This is a genomic window from Variovorax sp. LjRoot175 (assembly GCF_964253805.1).
Taxonomy (GTDB): domain Bacteria; phylum Pseudomonadota; class Gammaproteobacteria; order Burkholderiales; family Burkholderiaceae_C; genus Variovorax.
Genome location: NZ_CAXURY020000003.1, coordinates 343,259 through 363,158, shown reverse-complemented (window position 1 = coordinate 363,158; position 19,900 = coordinate 343,259). Strand labels below are relative to the sequence as shown.

Sequence of the window (19,900 nt, the reverse complement as noted above, 5' to 3'; positions counted from 1 at the left end):
CAGGAGATTCAACGATGAGCGACGTTCCCGCAGGGCTCGAAACCCTGGACTTTTTCTTTTCCGGCGGCCGGCCGGCCGGTGCTTTCCCGACGGTGCTGGTCGGCGTCGTCGGCTCCGGCAACCTCGAGGTGATGCTCGAGCCCGCCGCCGGCAATGACTGCGCGGTGCGCGTCGAGACCTCGGCGCGTGGCTTCGGCCCGATCTGGCAGGCCGTGATGAACGACTTCCACGCGCGCCATCCGCTGGCCGGCGTGCGCGTCTCGATCAACGACATGGGCGCCACGCCCGCGGTGGTGAGCCTGCGGCTCGACCAGGCCGTAGCCGAGATCACCGGAGGCAAGCCATGATCAGCTATGCCGAATGCTCGGCGCGCGAGCGGCTGGCGCTGCTGCTCGATCCCGGCAGTTTCCACGAATGGCTGCCACCCGCCGAGCGGGTCACCAGCCCGCACCTGGCGCAGCTCGGCGTGCCCTCGGCTTTCGACGACGGCGTGGCGATCGGCCGCGCGATGCTCGACGGCCGCGAGGTCTTCGTGGCGGCGCAGGAAGGCGCATTCATGGGCGGCGGCGTCGGCGAGGTGCACGGCGCCAAGCTGGTCGGCCTGCTGCAGCGCGCGCTGCGCGACCGGCCAACCGCCGTGCTGTTGCTGGCCGAATCGGGCGGCGTGCGCTTGCATGAGGCCAACGCGGGACTCATTGCAGTGTCGGAAGTGATGCGCGCAGTGCTCGACGTGCGCGCCGCCGGAATCCCGGTGATCGTGCTGATCGGCGGCGCCAACGGCTGCTTCGGCGGCATGGGCATCGTGGCGCGCTGTGCCGACCACATCGTGATGAGCGATGTCGGGCGGCTGGCGATGTCGGGGCCCGAGGTGATCGAAGCGTCCCACGGCGTGGAGGAGTTCGACTCGCGCGACCGTGCGCTGGTCTGGCGCACGACCGGCGGCAAGCACCGCTGGCTGACGGGCGACTGTGATGCGCTGGTCGAAGACGATGTGGACGCTTTTCGTGCAGCGGCTGTCGCGGCGATCCATGCGTCCAGGCCATTGACCGTGGAGGCCCTGGAGCAGGAGCACGCGCTACTCACAGCGCGCCTGCACGCCCTCCCTGGCGACAACGCCGAGCACGCCCACCACGATGAAGCGACGCTGCTCTGGAGCGCACTCGGCATCGCCGACGCGCAGCGGGTCCCGGAGCTTCCGGTGGAAGCCGTGCGCGCGCTGCGTGCCTACTAACCGAGGAGCATCACATGCAATGGAATTCCCTTGTCACCCAGCTCTTCGGCTCATACCACGGCATGCGCGCGGACGGCGACTTTCTACAGGGCGAGGTGATATTCGAAGGCGAACCGCTCACAGTGATCGGCACCACAAATCATGCGCCGATCGGGGTCCGTCTCGCGCTTGCGCAGGCCCGAGTGGTGCTCGACACCATCACGCAGCACGCAGGTCGGCCGATCCTGCTGCTGATCGACACCCAGGGTCAGCAACTGCGCCGACGCGATGAATTGCTCGGCATCAACCGTGCGATGGCGCACCTCGGCGCGAGCATCGACCTGGCGCGGCGCCGCGGCCACCGCGTGATCGGCCTGGTGTACGACCAGGCCCTCTCCGGCGGCTTCATCACCTCGGGGTTGATTGCCGACGCCTGCTACGCGCTGCCGGATGCCGAGATCCGGGTGATGCGCATTCCCGCCATGGCACGCGTGACCAAGCTGCCGGAGGACAAGCTTACGGCGCTGTCTCAATCCAACCCGGTGTTCGCACCCGGCGTGCGGAACTACGTGGCGATGGGGGGCGTGCGTGCGCTGTGGGAGGGAGACTTGCAGGCCGCGCTGCACGATGCGCTGGCCCATACGCCGACGCAAGATCGGCGCGCGCAGGACGGCGCCGAGCGCGGTGGACGCCAGCTTGCCGCCGCCGTCGTTAAGCGGGTGCTGGACGCCGCCTGACCGTCGCAAGCGCCATGGTCTTCCTGCGCCGCCACCAACTCGCCCGGCTCTCGGAGGCTGGGTGGACCGCCGTCCTCGCCCGGCCCTGGGACAGGCATGCGCGCGACTGCCTGACGCATTGGGCGACGCATCGACTGCCGCTGGTGGTGACACGTCAGTCAATCGACGCCGCCGCCAACGGATGGATCGCACTGGGTCTGCCGTCGCCTGCGCGTTGGGAAAAGCGTCGGCTGGCGCTGCAGGTGCCGCGCGCTGCGGTGCTTGGCCTTGACGAGTTCCCGCGCCTTGCCGAGGTGCAAGGGCTGCTGGCGCCGTCAATGCGCGGCCCGGTGCGCGATCTGCTTGGCGCCCTCGACGCCTGCCATGCGACAACGCGCGTATTCGGAAGCTACGGCTGGCAAGCGATCAGCGGCCTCTATCACGTACGCCCGGACTCCGACCTCGATCTGGCGGTCAGCGTCGGTGGGGCGGCACACGCGGATGCGGTTGCGCATGTGCTTCAGTCCTTCGGCTCAACGCAGCCTAGGCTGGATGGCGAACTCGTCTTCAGCGATGGGGCGGCAGTCGCGTGGCGCGAATGGATCGAGTGGCGCGCTGGACGCACGCGCGCCGTAATGGTCAAGCGGCTGGACAGCGTGTCCCTGCAGCGCGAAGCGGCGTGGTGCAAGCGTAGCGAGTTGGTGGAGTGGGCCGAATGAGCACCTCTGCGCTCCATGTGCATCAGCATCCACGGCTCACGTCCGCGGCGATCGGGCGCGCGGCCACCCTCGCGCTTTACGACGAGCTGTCGCTGGCGCCCAAGCCGGGCCTGGTGACATTGATCGATCGTGGCAGCCACGACGACATGGACGCGCACACCTTCATGCGCAGCCTGTTCTCGCTGCGTCGCTACTTCGTGCAGATCACCGAAGCGGGCGCTTGCGGCGCGGGTTTCACCGTGCTGGAGCGGTGCGGCATCGCGGCGGAGGCACGCATGCTCGCCGCCACCGGCGGCGTCAACACGCACCGCGGCGCGATCTTCATGCTTGGTCTGTTGTGCGCCGCGGCGGGCGCCGCCCTGCGCGAGCGCGGCGGCGCATCGCATCCAGACCCACTGCGTGATGCGTTGCGCCGGCATTGGGGCGACGCGCTGGCCAGGCGCAGCGAACGCCCGCCCACCCTGCCCGGCGGCATCGCCGCGCGGCGCCACGGCCTGCGCAGCGCCTCCGAAGAGGCGGCGCTCGCATTTCCGGTGCTGTTCGAAACAGCGCTGCCCGCGCTGACGGCGGGCCTGGCCCGGGGCCTGACGCCCTGCCAGGCTCGGCTCGACACGTTGTTCCACATCATGGCCGTTCTGGACGACAGCAATCTCGCGCATCGCGGCGGCCTCGCCGGATTGCGCTACGCACAGCGCGTTGCGCGAGAGTTTCTGGATCGCGGGGGTGTCGCCCGGCCCGCCGGACTTCAGGAGGCGCATGCAATTGCCGACGAATTCGTGGCGCGGCGCCTGTCGCCCGGAGGCGCGGCAGACACGCTCGCCGCAGCATGCTGGATCACGCGTGTGTGTGGAGGTCCATGAGCTTCGCGCTGCTGTTCTCCGGCCAAGGCAATCAGCACCCGGCGATGCTGCCGTGGATTGCCGACGATCCAATCGTGCGCGACATGCGAGCGCGCCTCGGTGTCAAGGACTGGCGCGCAGCGCTGGCCGATCCTGGCTGGGCCGAACGCAACGACAACGCGCAGACTCTGCTGACCGGCCTCGAACTGGCAGCGTGGAATCAACTGGCGCCCCTCGTGGCGCCGCCCGCTGCGATAGCGGGCTACAGCGTAGGAGAACTGGCAGCCTTCAGCGCGGCCGGCGTGCTCGCTCCCGATTCAACCATCGAGCTTGCACAGCGGCGGGCCCAGGCCATGGATGAATGTGCGGCGAGTGCCCCCGGCGGACTGCTGGCCGTCACCAGTCTTTCCATTTCCGCAGTGGAAAGACTTCGCGCGGCAACCGGCCTCGCGCTCGCCATCCGCAACGGCGAGGACAGCGTGATCCTCGGCGGACCGATGGCTGCATTGGTACAGGCGGAGCGAATGGTCCTGCTCGAAGGTGCACAGTGCACGCGGTTGCGCGTCAATGTGGCATCCCATACGCCGTGGATGCGCGAGGCGGCTGACAGCTTTGCGCGCACGCTTGAGAACGCTTCGTTCCATGCGCCACGAGTCGCCCTGTTCAGCAATGCAGCGGACCGCATCCGCGACGCCTCGGCCGGCCGGAACGCGCTGGCCGCGCAGATCGCGACCACTGTCCGTTGGGACGAATGCATGGAAAACGTCATGGCACGACACATACGCTGCGTGCTGGAGATCGGCCCGGGCCAGGCGCTGGCGCGCATGTGGAATCAGCGCTGCCCCACCGTTCCGGCTCGCGCCTGCGACGACTTTCGCAGTCCCGCAGCGATTGCAGCGTGGCTGAGCAGCCACGCGGACCGATGAATCAACCCCGTCCATTGGATGTCTTAGCTCAAGGCTGCACAGGAGATCTACCGTGAACGAGAACGAAACAAAGACCCATCCGATTCCAGTCCCAGATATGAAGGACGCCCATGTGCCCGGCATAGCGGCCTATGACAAGCTGGTGGCCGAGGCCGATGCCGATCACAGCGCCTACTGGTCGCGCCTCGCGCGCGAGTTCCTGATCTGGAAGACGCCGTTCACGAAGGGGCTCGACGACAGCCGGGCGCCGTTCTTCGAATGGTTCGAGGATGGCACGCTGAACGTCTCGTACAACTGCCTCGACCGCCAGGTCGAGCGCGGCCTGGGCGAAAAGACGGCGATCATCTTCGAGGCCGACGACGGGCAGGTGACGCGCGTCAGCTACCGCGAGCTGCTGGCGCGCACCTGCCGCATGGCCAATGCGTTGAAGGCGCGCGGCGTCAAGAAGGGCGACCGCGCGGTCATTTACATGTCGATGAGCATCGAGGGGGTGGTGGCGATGCAGGCCTGCGCGCGCATCGGGGCCACGCATTCGGTGGTCTTCGGCGGCTTCTCGGCGCAGAGCCTGCGCGACCGCATCCAGGATGTCGGCGCAGTGATGGTCATCACCGCCGACGAGCAGCTGCGCGGCGGCAAACAACTGCCGCTCAAGGCCATCGTCGACGATGCCATCGCGTTGGGCGGCTGCGAGGCGGTGAAAGACGTCATCGTCTACCGGCGCACAGGCGGCAAGATCGCCTGGGATCCGTCGCGTGACCGCTGGCTGCACGAGGAGATGCAGAACCAGGCCGAGTCCTGCGAGCCCGAATGGGTGAGTGCCGAGCATCCCCTGTTCGTGCTGTACACCTCGGGCTCGACCGGCAAACCCAAGGGCGTGCAGCATTCCAGCGGCGGGTACCTGCTGCATGCGGCTTTGACCACGAAGTGGACCTTCGACTTGAAGGACGACGATGTGTTCTGGTGCACCGCCGACATCGGCTGGGTCACCGGCCACACCTACATCAGCTACGGCCCGTTGGCGCTCGGCGCGACCGAGGTCGTGTTCGAGGGGGTGCCGACCTATCCGGACGCGGGCCGCTTCTGGAAGATGATCCAGGACCACAAGGTCAGCGTGTTCTACACCGCGCCCACTGCCATCCGCTCGCTGATCAAGGCGGCGGAGGCCGACGAGGCAGTGCATCCGAAGCGCTACGACCTGTCGAGCCTGCGCATCCTGGGTTCTGTCGGTGAGCCGATCAATCCCGCAGCCTGGGAGTGGTTCCACCAGCACATCGGCGGCGGCCGCTGCCCGATCGTCGACACCTTCTGGCAGACCGAGACTGGCGGCCACATGATCACGCCGCTGCCGGGCGCTACGCCGCTGGTTCCGGGTTCCTGCACCCTGCCCTTCCCGGGCATCGCCGCTGCCATCGTCGACGAGACCGGCACCGACGTGCCCAACGGCCAGGGCGGCATCCTGGTCGTCAAGAAGCCCTGGCCGAGCATGATCCGCACGATCTGGGGCGACCCGGAGCGCTTCAAGGCGAGCTACTACCCGCCCGAGCTCAAGGGCTACTACCTTGCGGGCGACGGCGCGATTCGCGATGCGCAGACCGGTTACTTCACCATCACCGGGCGCATCGACGATGTGCTGAACGTCTCGGGCCATCGGATGGGCACGATGGAGATCGAATCGGCACTGGTGTCTTGCACCGATCTGGTGGCGGAAGCCGCGGTGGTCGGCCGCCCCGACGAAACCACGGGCGAGGCGATCTGTGCCTTCGTCGTGCTGAAGGGTCCCCGCCCGAGCGGCGAGGAGGCGAAGAAGATCGCCAATGAACTGCGCAACTGGGTCGCCAGGGAGATTGGCCCGATCGCCAAGCCCAAGGACATCCGCTTCGGCGACAACCTGCCCAAGACGCGCAGCGGCAAGATCATGCGCAGGCTGCTGCGCTCCGTCGCCAAGGGCGAAACCATCACGCAGGACACGTCGACGCTGGAGAACCCGGCGATTCTGGAGCAATTGGCCCAGAGGAACTAGGACGGTCGATGCGGCCTTCGGCCCGACCGATGTACCTCTCGACCATATGCCGCGACTTCACTTCGACCCTGCGTGGAAGTTCGCCAACCATCAATCAACATCCCATGCCCTTCGACAAAGTCTCCCCCGGCAAAGACGCTCCTGAAGCCTTCAACGTCATCATCGAAATCCCGATGAACGCCGACCCGATCAAATACGAAGTCGACAAGGAATCGGGTGCGATCTTCGTCGACCGCTTCATGACGACCGCGATGCACTACCCGACCAACTACGGCTACGTGCCGCAGACGCTTTCGGGCGACGGCGATCCGGTCGACGTGCTGGTCATCACCCCCTGGGCGCTGGTGCCGGGCGTGGTCGTGCCGTGCCGCCCGATCGGCATCCTGATGATGGAAGACGAGGCCGGCGTCGACGGCAAGGTGCTCGCCGTGCCCACCGACAAGGTGCTGCCGATCTACAGCCACTGGAAGAAGGTCGAAGACGTGAACCCGATGCGCCTGAAGGCCATCACGCACTTCTTCGAGCACTACAAGGACCTGGAAGCCGGCAAGTGGGTCAAGGTGCTGGGCTGGGAAGGCATCGATGCCGCCAAGAAGGAAATCATGGACGGCATTTCCCGAAACGTCCAACGCATGCCGGAGACGCCATGAGACTGATGCTGTTGGGCGCCCCCGGGGCAGGCAAAGGCACGCAGGCAGCCTTCATTTGCCAGAAATACGGCATTCCTCAAATCTCGACCGGCGACATGCTGCGCGCCGCCGTCAAGGCCGGCACACCGCTCGGGCTCCAGGCCAAGGCCGTGATGGATGCCGGCGCCCTGGTGAGCGACGACCTGATCATCAACCTCGTCAAGGAACGCATCGCGTTGCCGGACTGCACCCAGGGCTTTCTGTTCGACGGCTTCCCGCGCACCATTCCGCAAGCCGAGGCCATGCGATCGGCGGGCGTCAAGATCGACTACGTGCTCGAGATCGACGTGCCTTTTGCCGACATCATCGAACGCATGAGCGGGCGCCGCTCGCATCCGGCGTCGGGGCGCATCTACCACGTCAAGTTCAACCCGCCGAAGACCGAAGGCAAGGACGACCTCACGGGCGAAGACCTGATCCAGCGCGAGGACGACAAGGAAGAAACCGTGCGCAAGCGGCTCGAGGTCTACAGCCAGCAGACCCGGCCGTTGGTCGACTACTACTCGGCCTGGGCCAAGGCGGACCCGGCCGCAGCGCCGAAGTACCGCGCCATCAGCGGTGTCGGCACGATCGACCGGACCATGTCCTTAGTTCGGGCGGCGCTCAATGACTGATTACTCAGCAGCTCTGTCCGAACTTGCACAGCGCTTCGGACGTTACGATTCTTGGTGGCTGGCCCTTTTTTTTCGAAAGATGGTTTGGGAGCTTTGTAACAACCACCGATCAATCCCTTTGCCAGCGACCTCCCCTTCTCTTCAAATTTAGCGACTTACGCCCCTGCCTTCAACACCATGGGCCTTAAGTAAGTGCCATTCGTATCTGACACCTGGAGCAACGCATGATCGTCGAGCGCATCTGGACCGGCAATGCCTATCGCAACTACAACTACCTGATCGTTTGCCCCGAGAGCGGCGAGGCTCTCGCCATCGATCCCCTGGACCACCAGAAATGCCTGGCCGCCGCCAAGGAGAAGGGTTGGCAGATCACCCAGATCCTCAACACGCACGAGCATCACGATCACACGGGCGGCAATGCAGCCGTCGTCGCTGCGACCCGCGCCAAGGTGATTGCGCACCATCGGGCAGGTTCTCGCATCGAAGGCGTGGATCGCGGCGTCAAGGCCGGCGACGTGATCAAGGTCGGCAAGACCGTCGAGCTCGAATGCATGGACACGCCCGGCCACACCATGTGCCACATCTGCCTGCGCTCCCACACCGAGCAGCCGGCGCTGTTCTCCGGCGACACGCTGTTCAACGCCGGCGCGGGCAACTGCCACAACGGCGGCAATCCGGAAGACCTGTACACCACCTTCGTCGAGCAGCTCGCCAAGCTGCCCGACGACACCCGCGTCTACCCCGGGCACGACTACATCGAGAACAACCTGCGCTTCACGCTCGCGCGCGAAGCCGACAACGCGGTCGCCAAGACGCTGCTGCCCGAAGTGGCCGGCCACGATCCGGCGACTGTGCGCGTCACCACGCTGGCGGAAGAAAAGCAGATCAACACCTTCCTGCGCCTGTCGAGCCCGAGTGTCATTGCGGCGCTTCGCGAGGCCTTTCCCGACCTGCCCGAGAAGCCGGATCCGAAGACCGTGTTCGTCAAACTTCGCGAGCTGCGCAATACATGGCGCTAGCTAACTCTACTGCGCCTGCGTCTGCGCTTCGGCATCCACGAAGTCCGTGTGCATCGAGCTGCTGACCCGCCAGCCCACAAGGCGACGGGCGAACACATCGATTCACGAAGGCCACGTTAGCCAGCCCTGCCACGTGACACGTGACACGTACGTGAAATCGATGACCCACAGCTGATTCGGGCGCTGCGCGCGGAACTGCCGGTTGACCGGATCCAGGGCATGGTTTCGGCATCGCTGATCGTGGTCTTCACCACCGCGCCGCGCATCACGCCTCGCAGGTGGCCGAAGCCGAACGCAGGGCGTTCGGCTAGGTGGTCCAATTCAGGAACGTGATTGTGTCGCCCCATTCCGTCGAAGGGAAGTCGGCTCAGGCCAGTTCGAACAGCACCTCCTGCGCGCCTTCCCACAGCACCTTGGTGCCGAGCGCGCGCAGGTTCTCCTTGCCTTCGACGATGGTCAGGAAGTGGTTGCCGGCCAGTTGGCCCATCTTGCTCGCGAAGCTGCAGGCGCCGTACGCCAAGATGATCTCGGTCTCGCTGTAGCCGCCCGGGTAGAACAGGATGTCGCCGACCGACGGGTGGCTCGTGTGGTTCTCGAAGGCGACGCCGAGCTGGAGGTCGCCCAGCGGCACCCAGCAGCCTTCGCCGCTCCAGCGAACATGGATGAGCTTTTGCCGGTACGGTAGCAACTTGGAAAACGCGGCCACGGTGAGCGGTGCATCGGGATGGGTTTCGGCGACGAAGTCGAAGCCGCCGGCGGTGATCTTGATACGGGTCATGTTGTGTGTGATCTTCGAGGTCAGCCGCAACAACCGCCGAAGCGGCCGTCACGGTAAAAAGGGGCGAGGTCCTGGGCCAGCGCCTGCACGGTGGCTCGCCAACCGCCGTGCCCCGCGTCGGCGGCCAATGCGGCGCGCATGCGCGCCAGCAGTTCGGCGCGCATCACAGCTTCGTCGATGCCGATCACGCGGCCCGCCTCAACCACGGTGCGCCCACCGATGCACACTTCCGCGATGTGCGTGCCGTTGCCGCGCGCGAGCAGAAGGTCGAGCGGATCAATGTCGGCGAACAGCGCATCGTCGTCGAGTGCGTCCCAGTCCAGCAGCACGATGTCGGCCGGCGCGCCGACCACGAGGCGCCCGCTCGATGGCACGGCGGCACCAGAAACGCTGCGCGGCCCGTGGCGTGACGCGAAGCCCCAGAGCTGTTCCGGCGTCATCGTCGTGTCGAAACCCCAGCCGCGGTGCAGCGCATAGGCGAGGCGTGCCTCGCGCAGCGCGTCGTCGTCTTCGTCGAAGGCCATGCCGTCGAGGCCCATTGCGACACGGCAGCCCTGCTTCAGCATGTCGGTCAGTGGAGCGATGCCGGACTTCAGGCCCAGGTTCGAACTCGTGTTGACCGCGATGCTCGCGCCGCGTTCGGCGATCAGCGCAAGCTCCTCGGGTCGCGCCCAGGTGCAATGCGCCAGCGTGAGTCGCGGGGTCAGCAGTCCAATGCTGTCGAGAAATTTCACGATGCCGCCGGGGTGCGCGTGGTCGGCCCAGTCGCGCTGGTATTTCGTCTCCAGCATGTGCATGTGCACGGGGCGGCCCGTGTCGGCTGAAGCCTGCGCGATGGCTTCGAGGAGCGCCGTGCTGCACCACTGCACGGCCGTCGGGCCGTACTGCACGGTGACGTGATCGCCGTAGCCGCCCTCTTGCACCATCGCTGCGACCTCGTCGACCAGCGCGATCTGCTGCGCGGGCGCGGCCGGTTTCACGGCCAGGCGCTGCGCGACCGCATCGCGGATACCGGGCCGCAGCGCGGTCAGCACCGTGGTGTCGTCGCAGTAGGCGATGCCGTTGCGGTCGCGCATCGACACGGCGAAGCCGATGCGCACGCCGACATCCTGTGCGGCGTGTGCCACGGCGCGCGCCTCGTCGACATAGGGCATGCCGCCCTGCACGCGCGTGTAGTGCACCACGAGGTGTGCGACACCGTTGCGCACCGAGCGCGCGAACGAAGTAGCGGCGCAGAGGTACGGGTCCATGCCCGGCACCGCGCCGAGAAACGGGAGCCAGCTTTCCAGCGGCTGGTTGAACGCCCCCAGCGTGGCGCTGCGAAAGGTGCGTGCGTGGTCGTGCGCGTTGGCGAGCGCCGGCAGTGCCAGCCTGCGAGGGCCGGTGCCCATGCCTTGCCGCGCCTCGACGGAAGCCACGCGCCCGCCGGCGACGCCGATGCGCACATCGCGCTGCGCGGGCTCCGCGCCGGGGTCCGCCAGCAGCCAGGCGCAGTCGAAGAACGTGGTGTCGGTCGCTGTCGTCGTCATTTGACCGCGATCTTGCGCTCGGCCAGCGGCGGCAGGAAGCGGCGGTCGAACACCTCGGCAGCGGTCGGCACGCGCGACAGGTCGAAGGCTTCCTTTACCTGAATGAAGGATCGCGCAAATCGCGCATCACTCACGTCGCCCATGCCGATGGTGGCGACTTCGGGCGTCAGCATCACGGCCTTCAGCGTGTACATGAGGCGGCGCTTCTCCAGGTCCTTGTTCAGCAGCGGCTCGCGCTTCATCAGCGCGACGATGGCGGCGTCGGGGTCGGCGATGGTGTCGCGCAGGCCCTTGTTGATGGCACGCACCAGGCCGGCGACGGCCAGCGGGTTGTCCTTGATGAGCTGCTGCGACACCAGCACGCCGTTGCCGTACAGCTCGACGCCGTAGTCGCCGTAGTGGAACCAGCGGATGTCCTTGTCGGGGTCGATGCCCTGCGCCACGAGGTTCATGTAGCTCGTGACCGAGAACACCGCCGAGCCGTCGACGTGGTCCTTCAGCATCAGCTGCTCTTGCAGGTTGGGCGCCACGTTGGTCCACTTGACGTTGCTCGCATCGACGCCGCCCTTGCTCGCCACCACCGGGAACATGCGCGAGGCCGCGCCGCCGGCGACGGTGCCGAGCGTCTTGCCTTCCAGATCCTTCAGCGTCTTGATCGGGCTGCTCGACTTCACGATCAGCGCGAACGGTGCGCGGTTGTAGATCATGTAGACCATCACCGGCGCCGTGCCCGGCTTGGCCGAGGCGTTCTGCACGATCGCGTTGACGTCTCCGAAGCCGGCCTGGTAGGCACCAGCCATCACCTTGGTCACGGCGGCTGCGGAGCCATCGCCCTGGTCGATGGTCACGGCCAGCTTTTCCTGCGCGAAGTAGCCCTTGTCCTCGGCCAAGTAGTACCAGGCATGGATGCCCTGCAACTTCCAGTCGAGCACGAACTTGATCGGGGTGACCGCCTGCGCCGCGGCCGGGCGAACCGGCAGCAATGCGGCCAGCGAGGCCAGGGCCGCGAATGCGATGACCGCGGTGCGGCGGGAAAGACGATGGTGCATGAAGGCTCCTGAGATGAATGGAAAAGAAGAGGGGAGATGCGGTTGCAGCTTCAGGCGTTGCGGCCGATACGCCGCAAGAAATCGGCGTGCGTTGCCACGCGAGCGCGGCGCTTAGCGCGTCGTGCAGTAGTCGGTACGGATTGGCGAAGGCGTGGCGGGCCGGGTACCAGTGCAACTCGCAATCGGCCACGCCCGCGGCTTCGAGTTGGGCGGCCAGCACATGCACGGTCGGCGGCGTGAAGACCTCGTCGCGCTCGCCGAAGTGGCCGAGCAGCGGACAGCGGATCTGCGCCACCTGTCGGCACTGCGCTCGACGTTGCCGTAGAAGACGACCGCGGCGTCCACGCTGCCCGCGATCGCCATGTTGAGCGCCCAGCCACCGCCGAGGCAGTAACCCATCGAGGTGACCTTGCCGTTGCAGTCGGGCGAGGCGCGCAGGAACGCGGCGCAGGCGCACAGCGTGGCCAGCGCCTCGTCATCGCGGATGGTCTGGATCAGCGTGCGTGCGCCCGCCACGTCCTTCGCGACGTCGCCGTGGTAGAGGTCGGCGCCGAGCACCAAAAAGCCGGCTTCGGCCAGTTGCTCGCAGGTCTCGATGATCTGCGCGTTGAGACCGAACCACGCGTGCACCATCACGATGCCAGGGACTGGCAGGATGGCGGACCGGGCGATACGGCCGCGCATCGTCGTGCCGTCGGGCAAGGGAATATCGACGTTCGTGCTCATGCCATCGCCATGTCGGTCTTGCGCTGCGCCCAGCCGGTCATGCGCTGTTCGACCAGCGACGACAGGGCGTAGAGTGCCACGCCCATCGCGGCCAGCAGGAACAGGCCGGCGAACACCATCGGCACGTCGAAGTTGCCGCTCGCGATCATCATCACGGTGCCGATGCCCTTGTTCGACGCCACCGTCTCGGCCAGCACGGTGCCGACGAACGACAGCGTGATCGCGATCTTGAGCGACGCGAACAGGTATGGCAGCGCGCGCGGCAGGCCGACATTCCAGAGGATGTCGCGCTTGTGTGCGCCGAGCACGCGAAGCACATCCTCGAGCTCGGGCTCGGTGCTCGCGAGCCCGGTCGCCACGTTGACCACCACCGGGAAGATGCTGATCACCATCGAGGTCAGGATCGCCGGCACCGTGCCTGCGCCGAACCACACCACGAAGAGCGGCACCACCGCCACCTTGGGGATGCTCGAGAACCCGACCAGCAATGGATAGGTCACGTCGTAGGCGAGCTTGGACGACCCGATGCCCACGCCGATCACGATGCCCGCCAGCACGCCGAGCACGAAGCCGGCGAAGGTGGTGTAGAGCGTCTGCACCGCGTGCGGCCACAGGAGCGGCATCTTCTCGATCAGCACCTGCGCGATCTGGCTCGGTCGCGGCAGGATAAGGTCCGACACGTTGAAGGCCAGGCAGACCAGCTCCCACAGCACGAAGAAGCCGATCAGGGTACCGGCGGACAGCAGGCGCTGGCGGGTTTGAGCGGAAAACGCGTTCATGCCGCCACCTCTTTCATTCTGGTCACCTGCGCGGCCGGCAGCGTCGCATCGCCGTCGCGTCGCGCATCGGCGATGCGCATGCGCAGCTGCTGCACCAGCGTCGTGAACTCGGGCGCGTAGCTGCTCTCCAGCGTGCGCGGCCGGGCAAAGCCAACGACGCGCGTCTCGAGGATGCGGCCGGGCCGCGAGCTCATCACGCAGATGCGGTTGGCGAGATACGCCGACTCGCGCAGGTCGTGAGTCACCAGCAGCACGGTCGGGCGCCGGTCCATCCAAAGCTTCTGCATGATGTCCCACAGCTCCTCGCGCGTGAACTGGTCGAGCGCTCCGAAGGGCTCGTCGAGCAGCAGCAGTTCCGGATCGTGCACCAGCGCGCGGCACAGCGACGCGCGCTGCAGCATGCCCCCGGACAGTTGCCAGGGCCGCTTGTCGCCGAAGCCCTTGAGGCCGACCTGCGCGAGCAGCGCCTCGACGCGGTCCTTGTACTCGCCGTGCTTCTTCTTGCCGAAGTCCTGGCGGAACGGCCCGACGATCTTGAGCGGGATCATCACGTTGTCACGGATCGTGAGCCACGGCAGCATGGTCGGGTTCTGAAACGCCAGGCCGATGCGCAGCCGCGGCGCCTGTGACGCATGCGCGCCCGCCCCGGGCACGGTGCCGGTCGCGCCAACCTCGCGGCCGCCCGCTATCACCGCGCCCGCGCTGGGCCGCAACAGGCCAGCCACCAGCTTCAGGATGGTCGACTTGCCGCAGCCGCTCGGGCCTACGAGCGCCACGAAGTCGCCCTCGTCGATGCCCAGCGTGGTGTGGTCCAGCGCGATGGTGCCGCCGCCATAGCGCAGCATCACGTCGAAGAGTTGGATGAAGGCGTTGCTCATGGCTTCTTTCAGACGGGAGGGATTGCGAAGATGGCCGCGACCGGGCCACCACCGGGCGGGCCCTGGTGCTCGGCACCGCCCGACACGTAGAGCGCGGTGCGCCCCACCACCGATGCCAGCACGCCGCCCACGGCCGCACGCGCGTGCCGCGTGGAGTTGATGTCGGAGTCGTTCAGCATGGTGTGGCGCGCCTCGCGCACCAGTCCGTTCGGGCTGGCCTCGGCCTTGGCCATCAGGTTGACCAGCCGTGCCGCGATGGCGTCGGCATCGCCCTCGGGGTCGAGCCCGAAGCGCTCGCGCAGCATGCGACGCACGCTGTTGCCGTCGACCGCGTCCTGCATCACCGTGTGCGCGATGCGGTAGCTGGAGGCACTGCCGGCCGCCTCTCCGAGCACGATGACCACGTTGCCTTCGAGCTCAATGCCGGCCGAGGCCGAGGCGCGCGCCGAGTACAGCGCGCCGTCGCGCAGGATCGCCGCGTCGTCGAAGGCCGCAAGCTCGCCAAGTGCGAGCCCGACGCCGAGCGCCGAGGCACCGCGCGACCAGCCCATCGACTCGTAGGTGTCGCGCGTGACGGTCATCGCGCCGCGCTGCTGCGCCGCGTTGACCTTGGCCGACGTGAGCAGCGGGCACTTGACCTGCACGAAGTGGACGTCGGCCGCGTCCTCGATGCCGGCGTCGCTCATCGCGGCTTTCACCGCCTCGGCGGTGGCCTCCACCTGCGCCATGCGGCCGATCTCCTCGGGTGCGATGTCGCGCGTGTGCGCGGTACCGACCACGAGGCGCTTCTCGCCCGACGCATCGGCCGTGCCGGCCACGCGCGCGAACACCGTGAAGTGCGGCGACAGCACACCTTCGGTGCCGCCCGACATCACAAGCGCCACGCGGCCATGCACCTGCGGGACCGTGCAGCCGAGATAAGGCGCCAGGAAGTGGCACCAGGCCGTGACCGCGAAATCGCGCGTGTGGTCGTTGACGCAGCCGTTGCCTTCGGTCTTGCCCATCACGGCGACGATCTGCTTGGGGTCGAGGCGCTCTGCATCGACCAGCGCCTGCACACCCGACAGGTCCGCCGGCCCGCTGCACGGGACGCGGAACACGTCGACCTTCTGCGCAGCGCTCACAGCGCCTCCACCAGTGGCACGGCGTTCAAGGGTATGCCTGCGGGCGCGGCGACGATGGCGCTGCTGTAGTGCTCCATGTTGCGTGGCTTCGGGGTCGACATCTTCTGGATGCCCTTGACGGAGCGGCCCCAGCCCAACGCGTCGGTCACGAGCTTGCCGTCGCGCATCACGAAGCGGCCGCGCAGCAGCGTGTGCAGCGGGTAGCCCTGCACCGAACGGCCGTTCCACGGCGAGATCTTGCTGATGCTCTGCAGCTTGTTCTGCGACAGCGTGCCGGCGCGCGCCATGTCGACGAAGGCGATGTCGGCATGCGCACCGGGCGCGATCACGCCCTTGGTGCCGTACAGGCCCCAGGCCTTGGCCGGCGCCACCGAACTCCACTTGACGTAGTCCATCAGTGAGGCGCGGCCGCGATTCACTTCAGTCAGCATCAGCGGCATCTGCGTTTCGACGCCCGGAAAACCGCAGTCACATTCCCAGATGTTGGCGCGCGTCTTTTCCTCGGGCGTGTGCGGCGCGTGGTCGGTCGCGATCATGTCCAGCGTGCCGTCCATCAGCGCGTCCCACAGCGGCTGGTTGTGGCGGGCCTCGCGGATCGGCGGGTTCACGCGCATCACGCCGCCGAGCTTGAGCATGTGGTCGGTGTTGAGCAGCAGATACTGCGGGCAGGTTTCGGCCGTGACGTCGACACCGCGGCGCTTGAACTCGCGCAGCAGGTAGAGCGAATCGGCCGCGCTGTGGTGCGCGATATGCACGCGCGCGCCGGTCCACTCGGCCAGCGTGAGCACGCGGTTGATCGCCTCGATCTCGGCCACCGCCGGCCGAGCGGCCAGGTGCGCCATCGAGTCGATGCGGCCCGCGTTCTGCAGGTGCTTCTGGCGACGGAACAGGATCGACGAGTTCTCCGCATGCACCACTGTGCGGATGCCCAGCGGCGCGAGGATCTCGAATCCTTCGAGCAGCGCGCCGTCGGTCGGCGCCGGCAGGTTTCCGAAGGTGTTGCCGACGAAGGCCTTGAAGCTCGTCACGCCCCCGTCGACCAGCTCTTCGAGCTTTTCGATGCTGTCGTCGCCGAGCAGGCCATGGATGCCGAAGTCGCAGTACGACGACTCGGCCGCCTTCAGCTTGATTCTGAGCGCCTCGACGGTGCCGGTCGGCGGGTTGGTGTTGGGCATCTCGAACACCGTGGTTACGCCGCCGAGCGCCGCCGCCGCCGAGCCGGTCTTCCAGGTTTCCTTGTTCGGATAGCCTGGGTCGCGAAAGTGCACATGGCTGTCGATGGCGCCGGGCAGCAGGTACAGGCCATCGGCGCGCATCTCGGCGCGCGCGGGCGGCATGGTGTCATCGTGGCCGACGGCGACAATGTGCTCGCCGGCAACGGCCACCGAGGCTTCGATGATCTGGTCCGGCGACACCACGCGGGCGCCACGGATCACGAGGTCGACTTCTTTGGTCATGGGATTTCCTTGTCGGTTCAGAGTGCAGCCCAGCCGCCATCGACGGGCAGGTCGACGCCGGTGATCTGGCGTGACATCTCGCTCGCCATGAACAGGCAGGCGTTGGCGATGTCGGCATCGGTGGAGACGCGCTTCAACGCGTAGTCGGCGGCGTGGCGCGTCATGGCTTCTTCTAGCGTGATGCCGAGCTTCTCGGCCATGTTGGCGCACACCTTCTCGCGAAAGCGCGGGCCGTCGACCATGCCGGGTGCCACGTTGTTCACGTTGATGTTGTAGGGACCGGCTTCGAGCGCAAAGCTCTTGGTGATGCCGCGCAGGCCCCACTTGGAAGCCGAGTACGCCATGCGGCCCGCGCGGCCGCGCAGGCCGAAGGTGCCGCCGACGTTGACGATCTTGCCGCTGCGCCGCGCGATCATCGACGGCAGCACTGCGTGGATGGTGTTGAAGCAGCCGGTCATGTTGAGCTGCACGATCTCGTTGAATTCCTCGGCCGTGGTTTCCCAGCCGGTCTTGCCGATCGGGCCCGAGCCTCCGGCCACGTTAACCAGCACGTCGACATGCCCGAATGCCTCGACGGCCTCCGCGGCCAGCGCCTCGGTCTGCGCGGCCACGGTCAGGTCGCAGGGCACCACGATTGCCTCCACGCCGAGCGCACGCGCCTCGGCGGCCACGGGTTCGATGGCGGCGGTGTCGCGGCCGGCCAGCACCAGTTTGGCGCCTTCGCGCGCGAAAGCCAGCGTCACGGCGGCGCCCATGCCCTTGGCCGGGCCGGTGATCAGCGTCACCTTGTCTTTGAGTTGCAAGTTCATGTGCAGGGTCTCCTTTGATTTTTCAGTTTGAGGTCTTGGAAGGACGGTCGGCGCGCGGCGGCAAAAAGCTGCGGTCGAAGATCTCGCCCGGCTCGGGCGTGCGCGGCAGCGCGTTGGCTTCGACCACGATCGCGATGTCGCCCTTCAGGCGCGCGTCGTCCACGTCGCCGAGGCCGATGCGCGCGATCTCGGGGTGGCTCATGTCGTTCTTCAGCGTAGCGAGCAGCTTCTCCTTTTCGACTTCGCGCTTGAGCAGGGGCTCGCGCTTGATCGCGTAGTCGACGCCGGCATCCGGATTCGCGATGACTTCCTTCACCGCGCGGTTGAGCGCCTTCACGAAGCCAGCCACGGCCTTCGGGTTCTCCTTCACGAAGCTCTTCGAGAAGAACACCGCGTTGGAATAGAGGTCCATGCCGTAGTCGCCGTAGCGGATGAAGCGCAAGTCCTTCGCAGGGTCAAGCCCCATGCCCTTGGCGCTGAAGGTGACGGTGGTCACGTAGCCGAAGCCGGCATCGATCTGGCCACGCGTGAGCATCTGCTCGCGCAGGTTGGGCGCCATGTTGGTGATGTTCACCTTGCTCGCGTCGATTTTGACGATCTTGGCGAAGGCCGGGAACAGCTTCAGCGCGCCGTCGTTGGCCGGGCCGCCCACCGTCTTGCCTTCGAGGTCCTTCGGCGTCTTGATCGGGCTGTCACTCTTCACCACGAGCGTGAACGGCGGCGTGTTGTAGAGCATGTAGACGGCCACCGGCGCGTCGGCCGGGCGCTTGGAGGCTAGGTCGACCAGCGCGTTCAGGTCGCCAAAGCCGGCCTGGTAGGCGCCCGCCGCCACCTTCGGGATCGACGCGGCCGAGCCCTCGCCCTGGTCGAAGGTGACGTCGAGCCCTTCTTCCTTGAAGTAGCCCTTGTCCTGCGCGAGGAAGAACCACGACTGCGGGCCCTCGTACTTCCAGTTGAGCACCACCTTGATCGGAACCTGCGCCGCGGCCGGCGCCGCGGCCAGCGCCAGCACGAGACCGCAGGCAGACAACAGGCTGGAGGAAAAGAGAAATTTCATGTTCAGGACTCCTGGGGTTTGGAAGACGACGTGGAAGAAGAAGAAGAAGAAGAAGAAGAAGAAGAAGAAGTCGGAAGTGCCCGCATCAGCGACGCGGCACTCGCGACGAAGCCGTGCAACAACTGCACGATGTAGAGCACACCCTTGGTGACGTAGGCCGGCGACGGCGTGCTGCAGGCGTCCTGCAGCAGCACGCAGTCGTAGCCGAGGAAGTTGGCGTCCTGCAGCGTCGAGAACACACAGCGGTCGGTGTTGATGCCGGTGAACAGCAGCGTGGTGATGCCCTGCTGGCGCAGCAGCGTGTCAAGCTCGTTGTCCCAGAAGCCGCTGAGGCGGTGCTTGTGCACGGTGACGTCGGATGGCGCCACGGTAAGCTCGTCGACCACCTGCGCACCCCACGAGCCCTGCACCAGCGAGGGGCCATGGTCGAGCGGCGAATGCTCGGCATAGCCCACGCCATCGGCTGTGCGCTTGCCCTTGAACTGAACCGTGGGGCCGAGGTTGCGTATGTCGGCGCGAATGCCCCAGTTGAGCCACACCACCGCGCCGCCCGCCCTGCGCCAGGCCGGCAACAGCGCTTGCAACACCGGGATCGGCTTGCGCGCGGCCTTGGTCCCCAGGCCCTTCTGCGCGAACCAGCCTTCGGAGTGGCAGAAGTCGTTCTGCATGTCGACCACGACCACGGCGGTGCGCCCCAGGTCGATCTCGACGGCCTGCGGCGCGGCATCGGCGATCAGCAGCGGCCGCGGCTTGCGTGCCTTGCGCACGAAGCTCACGCGGTTGCCCCCCTGCAAGTGCCAGGCGTTGTGCACGGCCGGGCCGAATGATGCCTCCGATTCAGGCAGCTTCGGCGCCAACTTGGGGCGTGGGGGACGCGATGGAGCTTTCATGCCCCATGCCATGCACGCGACGTGCCCAACGTCGCGCCGGTTTGCCGCTTTATCGCGCTTACTGCGTTGCCG

Annotated in this window: 20 protein-coding genes and 2 pseudogenes; 10 read left to right on the top strand and 12 right to left on the bottom strand. The window is 66.9% G+C overall.

Annotated elements, in window-relative coordinates:
• Positions 1 to 14: 14 nt before the first annotated feature.
• From mdcC to ACSQ89_RS39530, 10 genes are all read left to right on the top strand, one after another.
• Complete coding sequence (gene mdcC, locus ACSQ89_RS39575) at positions 15 to 347, top strand: malonate decarboxylase acyl carrier protein (protein ID WP_436296923.1); 333 nt, start codon at positions 15 to 17, stop codon at positions 345 to 347.
• Entirely contained in the window at positions 344 to 1,231 is an 888-nt protein-coding gene (locus ACSQ89_RS39570; RefSeq protein ID WP_436297596.1) for a biotin-independent malonate decarboxylase subunit beta, read from the top strand. The genes mdcC and ACSQ89_RS39570 overlap by 4 nt, the downstream gene beginning before the upstream one ends.
• Before the next feature lie 14 nt (positions 1,232 to 1,245).
• A complete protein-coding gene (mdcE, locus tag ACSQ89_RS39565) occupies positions 1,246 to 1,947 on the top strand; it encodes a biotin-independent malonate decarboxylase subunit gamma (protein ID WP_436297595.1) in 702 nt (233 codons plus the stop codon).
• Positions 1,948 to 1,961: 14 nt separating this feature from the next.
• The gene (gene mdcG / locus ACSQ89_RS39560) at positions 1,962 to 2,645 is read left to right on the top strand and encodes a malonate decarboxylase holo-[acyl-carrier-protein] synthase (protein WP_436297594.1); all 684 of its coding nucleotides are present in this window, start codon (positions 1,962 to 1,964) and stop codon (positions 2,643 to 2,645) included.
• A complete protein-coding gene (gene mdcB / locus ACSQ89_RS39555) occupies positions 2,642 to 3,505 on the top strand; it encodes a triphosphoribosyl-dephospho-CoA synthase MdcB (protein ID WP_436297593.1) in 864 nt (287 codons plus the stop codon). The genes mdcG and mdcB overlap by 4 nt, the downstream gene beginning before the upstream one ends.
• Positions 3,502 to 4,410, top strand: a complete 909-nt coding sequence (locus ACSQ89_RS39550) for an ACP S-malonyltransferase (protein WP_436297592.1) — start codon at positions 3,502 to 3,504, stop codon at positions 4,408 to 4,410. The genes mdcB and ACSQ89_RS39550 overlap by 4 nt, the downstream gene beginning before the upstream one ends.
• Positions 4,411 to 4,507: 97 nt before the next feature.
• Entirely contained in the window at positions 4,508 to 6,430 is a 1,923-nt protein-coding gene (gene acs / locus ACSQ89_RS39545) for an acetate--CoA ligase (RefSeq protein WP_436297847.1), read from the top strand.
• A 104-nt stretch (positions 6,431 to 6,534) separates the two neighbouring features.
• The gene (ppa, locus tag ACSQ89_RS39540) at positions 6,535 to 7,080 is read left to right on the top strand and encodes an inorganic diphosphatase (protein ID WP_436297591.1); all 546 of its coding nucleotides are present in this window, start codon (positions 6,535 to 6,537) and stop codon (positions 7,078 to 7,080) included.
• A complete protein-coding gene (gene adk / locus ACSQ89_RS39535; protein ID WP_436297590.1) occupies positions 7,077 to 7,733 on the top strand; it encodes an adenylate kinase in 657 nt (218 codons plus the stop codon). The genes ppa and adk overlap by 4 nt, the downstream gene beginning before the upstream one ends.
• A gap of 224 nt (positions 7,734 to 7,957) precedes the next feature.
• On the top strand, positions 7,958 to 8,752 hold the full coding sequence (locus ACSQ89_RS39530; RefSeq protein WP_436297589.1) for a hydroxyacylglutathione hydrolase: 795 nt from the start codon (positions 7,958 to 7,960) through the stop codon (positions 8,750 to 8,752).
• A 36-nt stretch (positions 8,753 to 8,788) separates the two neighbouring features.
• Here the strand turns inward: ACSQ89_RS39530 and ACSQ89_RS39525 are convergent.
• The 12 genes and pseudogenes from ACSQ89_RS39525 to ACSQ89_RS39470 form a co-directional block, all read right to left on the bottom strand.
• Positions 8,789 to 9,030, bottom strand: a pseudogene (locus tag ACSQ89_RS39525) (DDE-type integrase/transposase/recombinase); the annotation flags it as partial.
• Positions 9,031 to 9,119: 89 nt separating this feature from the next.
• Positions 9,120 to 9,530 carry a DUF3830 family protein gene (locus tag ACSQ89_RS39520; protein ID WP_436297588.1) on the bottom strand — a complete coding sequence of 137 codons (411 nt, stop codon included), beginning with the start codon at positions 9,528 to 9,530 and terminating at the stop codon, positions 9,120 to 9,122.
• Positions 9,531 to 9,550: 20 nt separating this feature from the next.
• Positions 9,551 to 11,059: an amidohydrolase family protein gene (locus tag ACSQ89_RS39515; RefSeq protein ID WP_436297587.1), complete on the bottom strand. Its 1,509-nt coding sequence runs from the start codon at positions 11,057 to 11,059 to the stop codon at positions 9,551 to 9,553.
• Positions 11,056 to 12,108, bottom strand: coding sequence for an ABC transporter substrate-binding protein (locus ACSQ89_RS39510; protein WP_436297586.1), 1,053 nt, complete (start codon positions 12,106 to 12,108; stop codon positions 11,056 to 11,058). Before ACSQ89_RS39510 ends, ACSQ89_RS39515 begins: the two co-directional genes overlap by 4 nt.
• A gap of 145 nt (positions 12,109 to 12,253) precedes the next feature.
• Positions 12,254 to 12,741 (bottom strand): annotated as a pseudogene (locus ACSQ89_RS39505) (dienelactone hydrolase family protein); the annotation flags it as partial.
• An 89-nt stretch (positions 12,742 to 12,830) separates the two neighbouring features.
• Positions 12,831 to 13,613 carry an ABC transporter permease gene (locus ACSQ89_RS39500; protein ID WP_436297585.1) on the bottom strand — a complete coding sequence of 261 codons (783 nt, stop codon included), beginning with the start codon at positions 13,611 to 13,613 and terminating at the stop codon, positions 12,831 to 12,833.
• Complete coding sequence (locus ACSQ89_RS39495) at positions 13,610 to 14,491, bottom strand: ABC transporter ATP-binding protein (protein ID WP_436297584.1); 882 nt, start codon at positions 14,489 to 14,491, stop codon at positions 13,610 to 13,612. The genes ACSQ89_RS39500 and ACSQ89_RS39495 overlap by 4 nt, the downstream gene beginning before the upstream one ends.
• 8 nt (positions 14,492 to 14,499) lie before the next feature.
• Entirely contained in the window at positions 14,500 to 15,615 is a 1,116-nt protein-coding gene (locus ACSQ89_RS39490) for a ring-opening amidohydrolase (RefSeq protein ID WP_436297583.1), read from the bottom strand.
• The gene (locus ACSQ89_RS39485; protein WP_436297582.1) at positions 15,612 to 17,072 is read right to left on the bottom strand and encodes a dihydroorotase; all 1,461 of its coding nucleotides are present in this window, start codon (positions 17,070 to 17,072) and stop codon (positions 15,612 to 15,614) included. The genes ACSQ89_RS39490 and ACSQ89_RS39485 overlap by 4 nt, the downstream gene beginning before the upstream one ends.
• A 17-nt stretch (positions 17,073 to 17,089) precedes the next feature.
• The gene (locus ACSQ89_RS39480) at positions 17,090 to 17,881 is read right to left on the bottom strand and encodes an SDR family NAD(P)-dependent oxidoreductase (RefSeq protein ID WP_436297581.1); all 792 of its coding nucleotides are present in this window, start codon (positions 17,879 to 17,881) and stop codon (positions 17,090 to 17,092) included.
• Between the two features lie 22 nt (positions 17,882 to 17,903).
• A complete protein-coding gene (locus ACSQ89_RS39475) occupies positions 17,904 to 18,938 on the bottom strand; it encodes an ABC transporter substrate-binding protein (protein ID WP_436297580.1) in 1,035 nt (344 codons plus the stop codon).
• Between the two features lie 2 nt (positions 18,939 to 18,940).
• Positions 18,941 to 19,828, bottom strand: a complete 888-nt coding sequence (locus tag ACSQ89_RS39470) for a cysteine hydrolase family protein (RefSeq protein WP_436297579.1) — start codon at positions 19,826 to 19,828, stop codon at positions 18,941 to 18,943.
• Positions 19,829 to 19,900 lie beyond the last annotated feature (72 nt).

Bases quoted from the DNA above. Each gene is read 5' to 3' on its own strand.
- ACSQ89_RS39480 (WP_436297581.1), bottom strand. From the start codon at position 17,881: ATGAACTTGCAACTCAAAGACAAGGTGACGCTGATCACCGGCCCGGCC.
- mdcG (WP_436297594.1), top strand. From the start codon at position 1,962: ATGGTCTTCCTGCGCCGCCACCAACTCGCCCGGCTCTCGGAGGCTGGG.
- ACSQ89_RS39475 (WP_436297580.1), bottom strand. From the start codon at position 18,938: ATGAAATTTCTCTTTTCCTCCAGCCTGTTGTCTGCCTGCGGTCTCGTG.
- adk (WP_436297590.1), top strand. From the start codon at position 7,077: ATGAGACTGATGCTGTTGGGCGCCCCCGGGGCAGGCAAAGGCACGCAG.
- ACSQ89_RS39520 (WP_436297588.1), bottom strand. From the start codon at position 9,530: ATGACCCGTATCAAGATCACCGCCGGCGGCTTCGACTTCGTCGCCGAA.
- ACSQ89_RS39500 (WP_436297585.1), bottom strand. From the start codon at position 13,613: ATGAACGCGTTTTCCGCTCAAACCCGCCAGCGCCTGCTGTCCGCCGGT.
- acs (WP_436297847.1), top strand. From the start codon at position 4,508: ATGAAGGACGCCCATGTGCCCGGCATAGCGGCCTATGACAAGCTGGTG.
- ppa (WP_436297591.1), top strand. From the start codon at position 6,535: ATGCCCTTCGACAAAGTCTCCCCCGGCAAAGACGCTCCTGAAGCCTTC.
- mdcE (WP_436297595.1), top strand. From the start codon at position 1,246: ATGCAATGGAATTCCCTTGTCACCCAGCTCTTCGGCTCATACCACGGC.
- ACSQ89_RS39495 (WP_436297584.1), bottom strand. From the start codon at position 14,491: ATGAGCAACGCCTTCATCCAACTCTTCGACGTGATGCTGCGCTATGGC.
- ACSQ89_RS39530 (WP_436297589.1), top strand. From the start codon at position 7,958: ATGATCGTCGAGCGCATCTGGACCGGCAATGCCTATCGCAACTACAAC.
- mdcB (WP_436297593.1), top strand. From the start codon at position 2,642: ATGAGCACCTCTGCGCTCCATGTGCATCAGCATCCACGGCTCACGTCC.
- ACSQ89_RS39485 (WP_436297582.1), bottom strand. From the start codon at position 17,072: ATGACCAAAGAAGTCGACCTCGTGATCCGTGGCGCCCGCGTGGTGTCG.
- ACSQ89_RS39570 (WP_436297596.1), top strand. From the start codon at position 344: ATGATCAGCTATGCCGAATGCTCGGCGCGCGAGCGGCTGGCGCTGCTG.
- ACSQ89_RS39515 (WP_436297587.1), bottom strand. From the start codon at position 11,059: ATGACGACGACAGCGACCGACACCACGTTCTTCGACTGCGCCTGGCTG.
- ACSQ89_RS39470 (WP_436297579.1), bottom strand. From the start codon at position 19,828: ATGAAAGCTCCATCGCGTCCCCCACGCCCCAAGTTGGCGCCGAAGCTG.
- ACSQ89_RS39510 (WP_436297586.1), bottom strand. From the start codon at position 12,108: ATGCACCATCGTCTTTCCCGCCGCACCGCGGTCATCGCATTCGCGGCC.
- ACSQ89_RS39550 (WP_436297592.1), top strand. From the start codon at position 3,502: ATGAGCTTCGCGCTGCTGTTCTCCGGCCAAGGCAATCAGCACCCGGCG.
- mdcC (WP_436296923.1), top strand. From the start codon at position 15: ATGAGCGACGTTCCCGCAGGGCTCGAAACCCTGGACTTTTTCTTTTCC.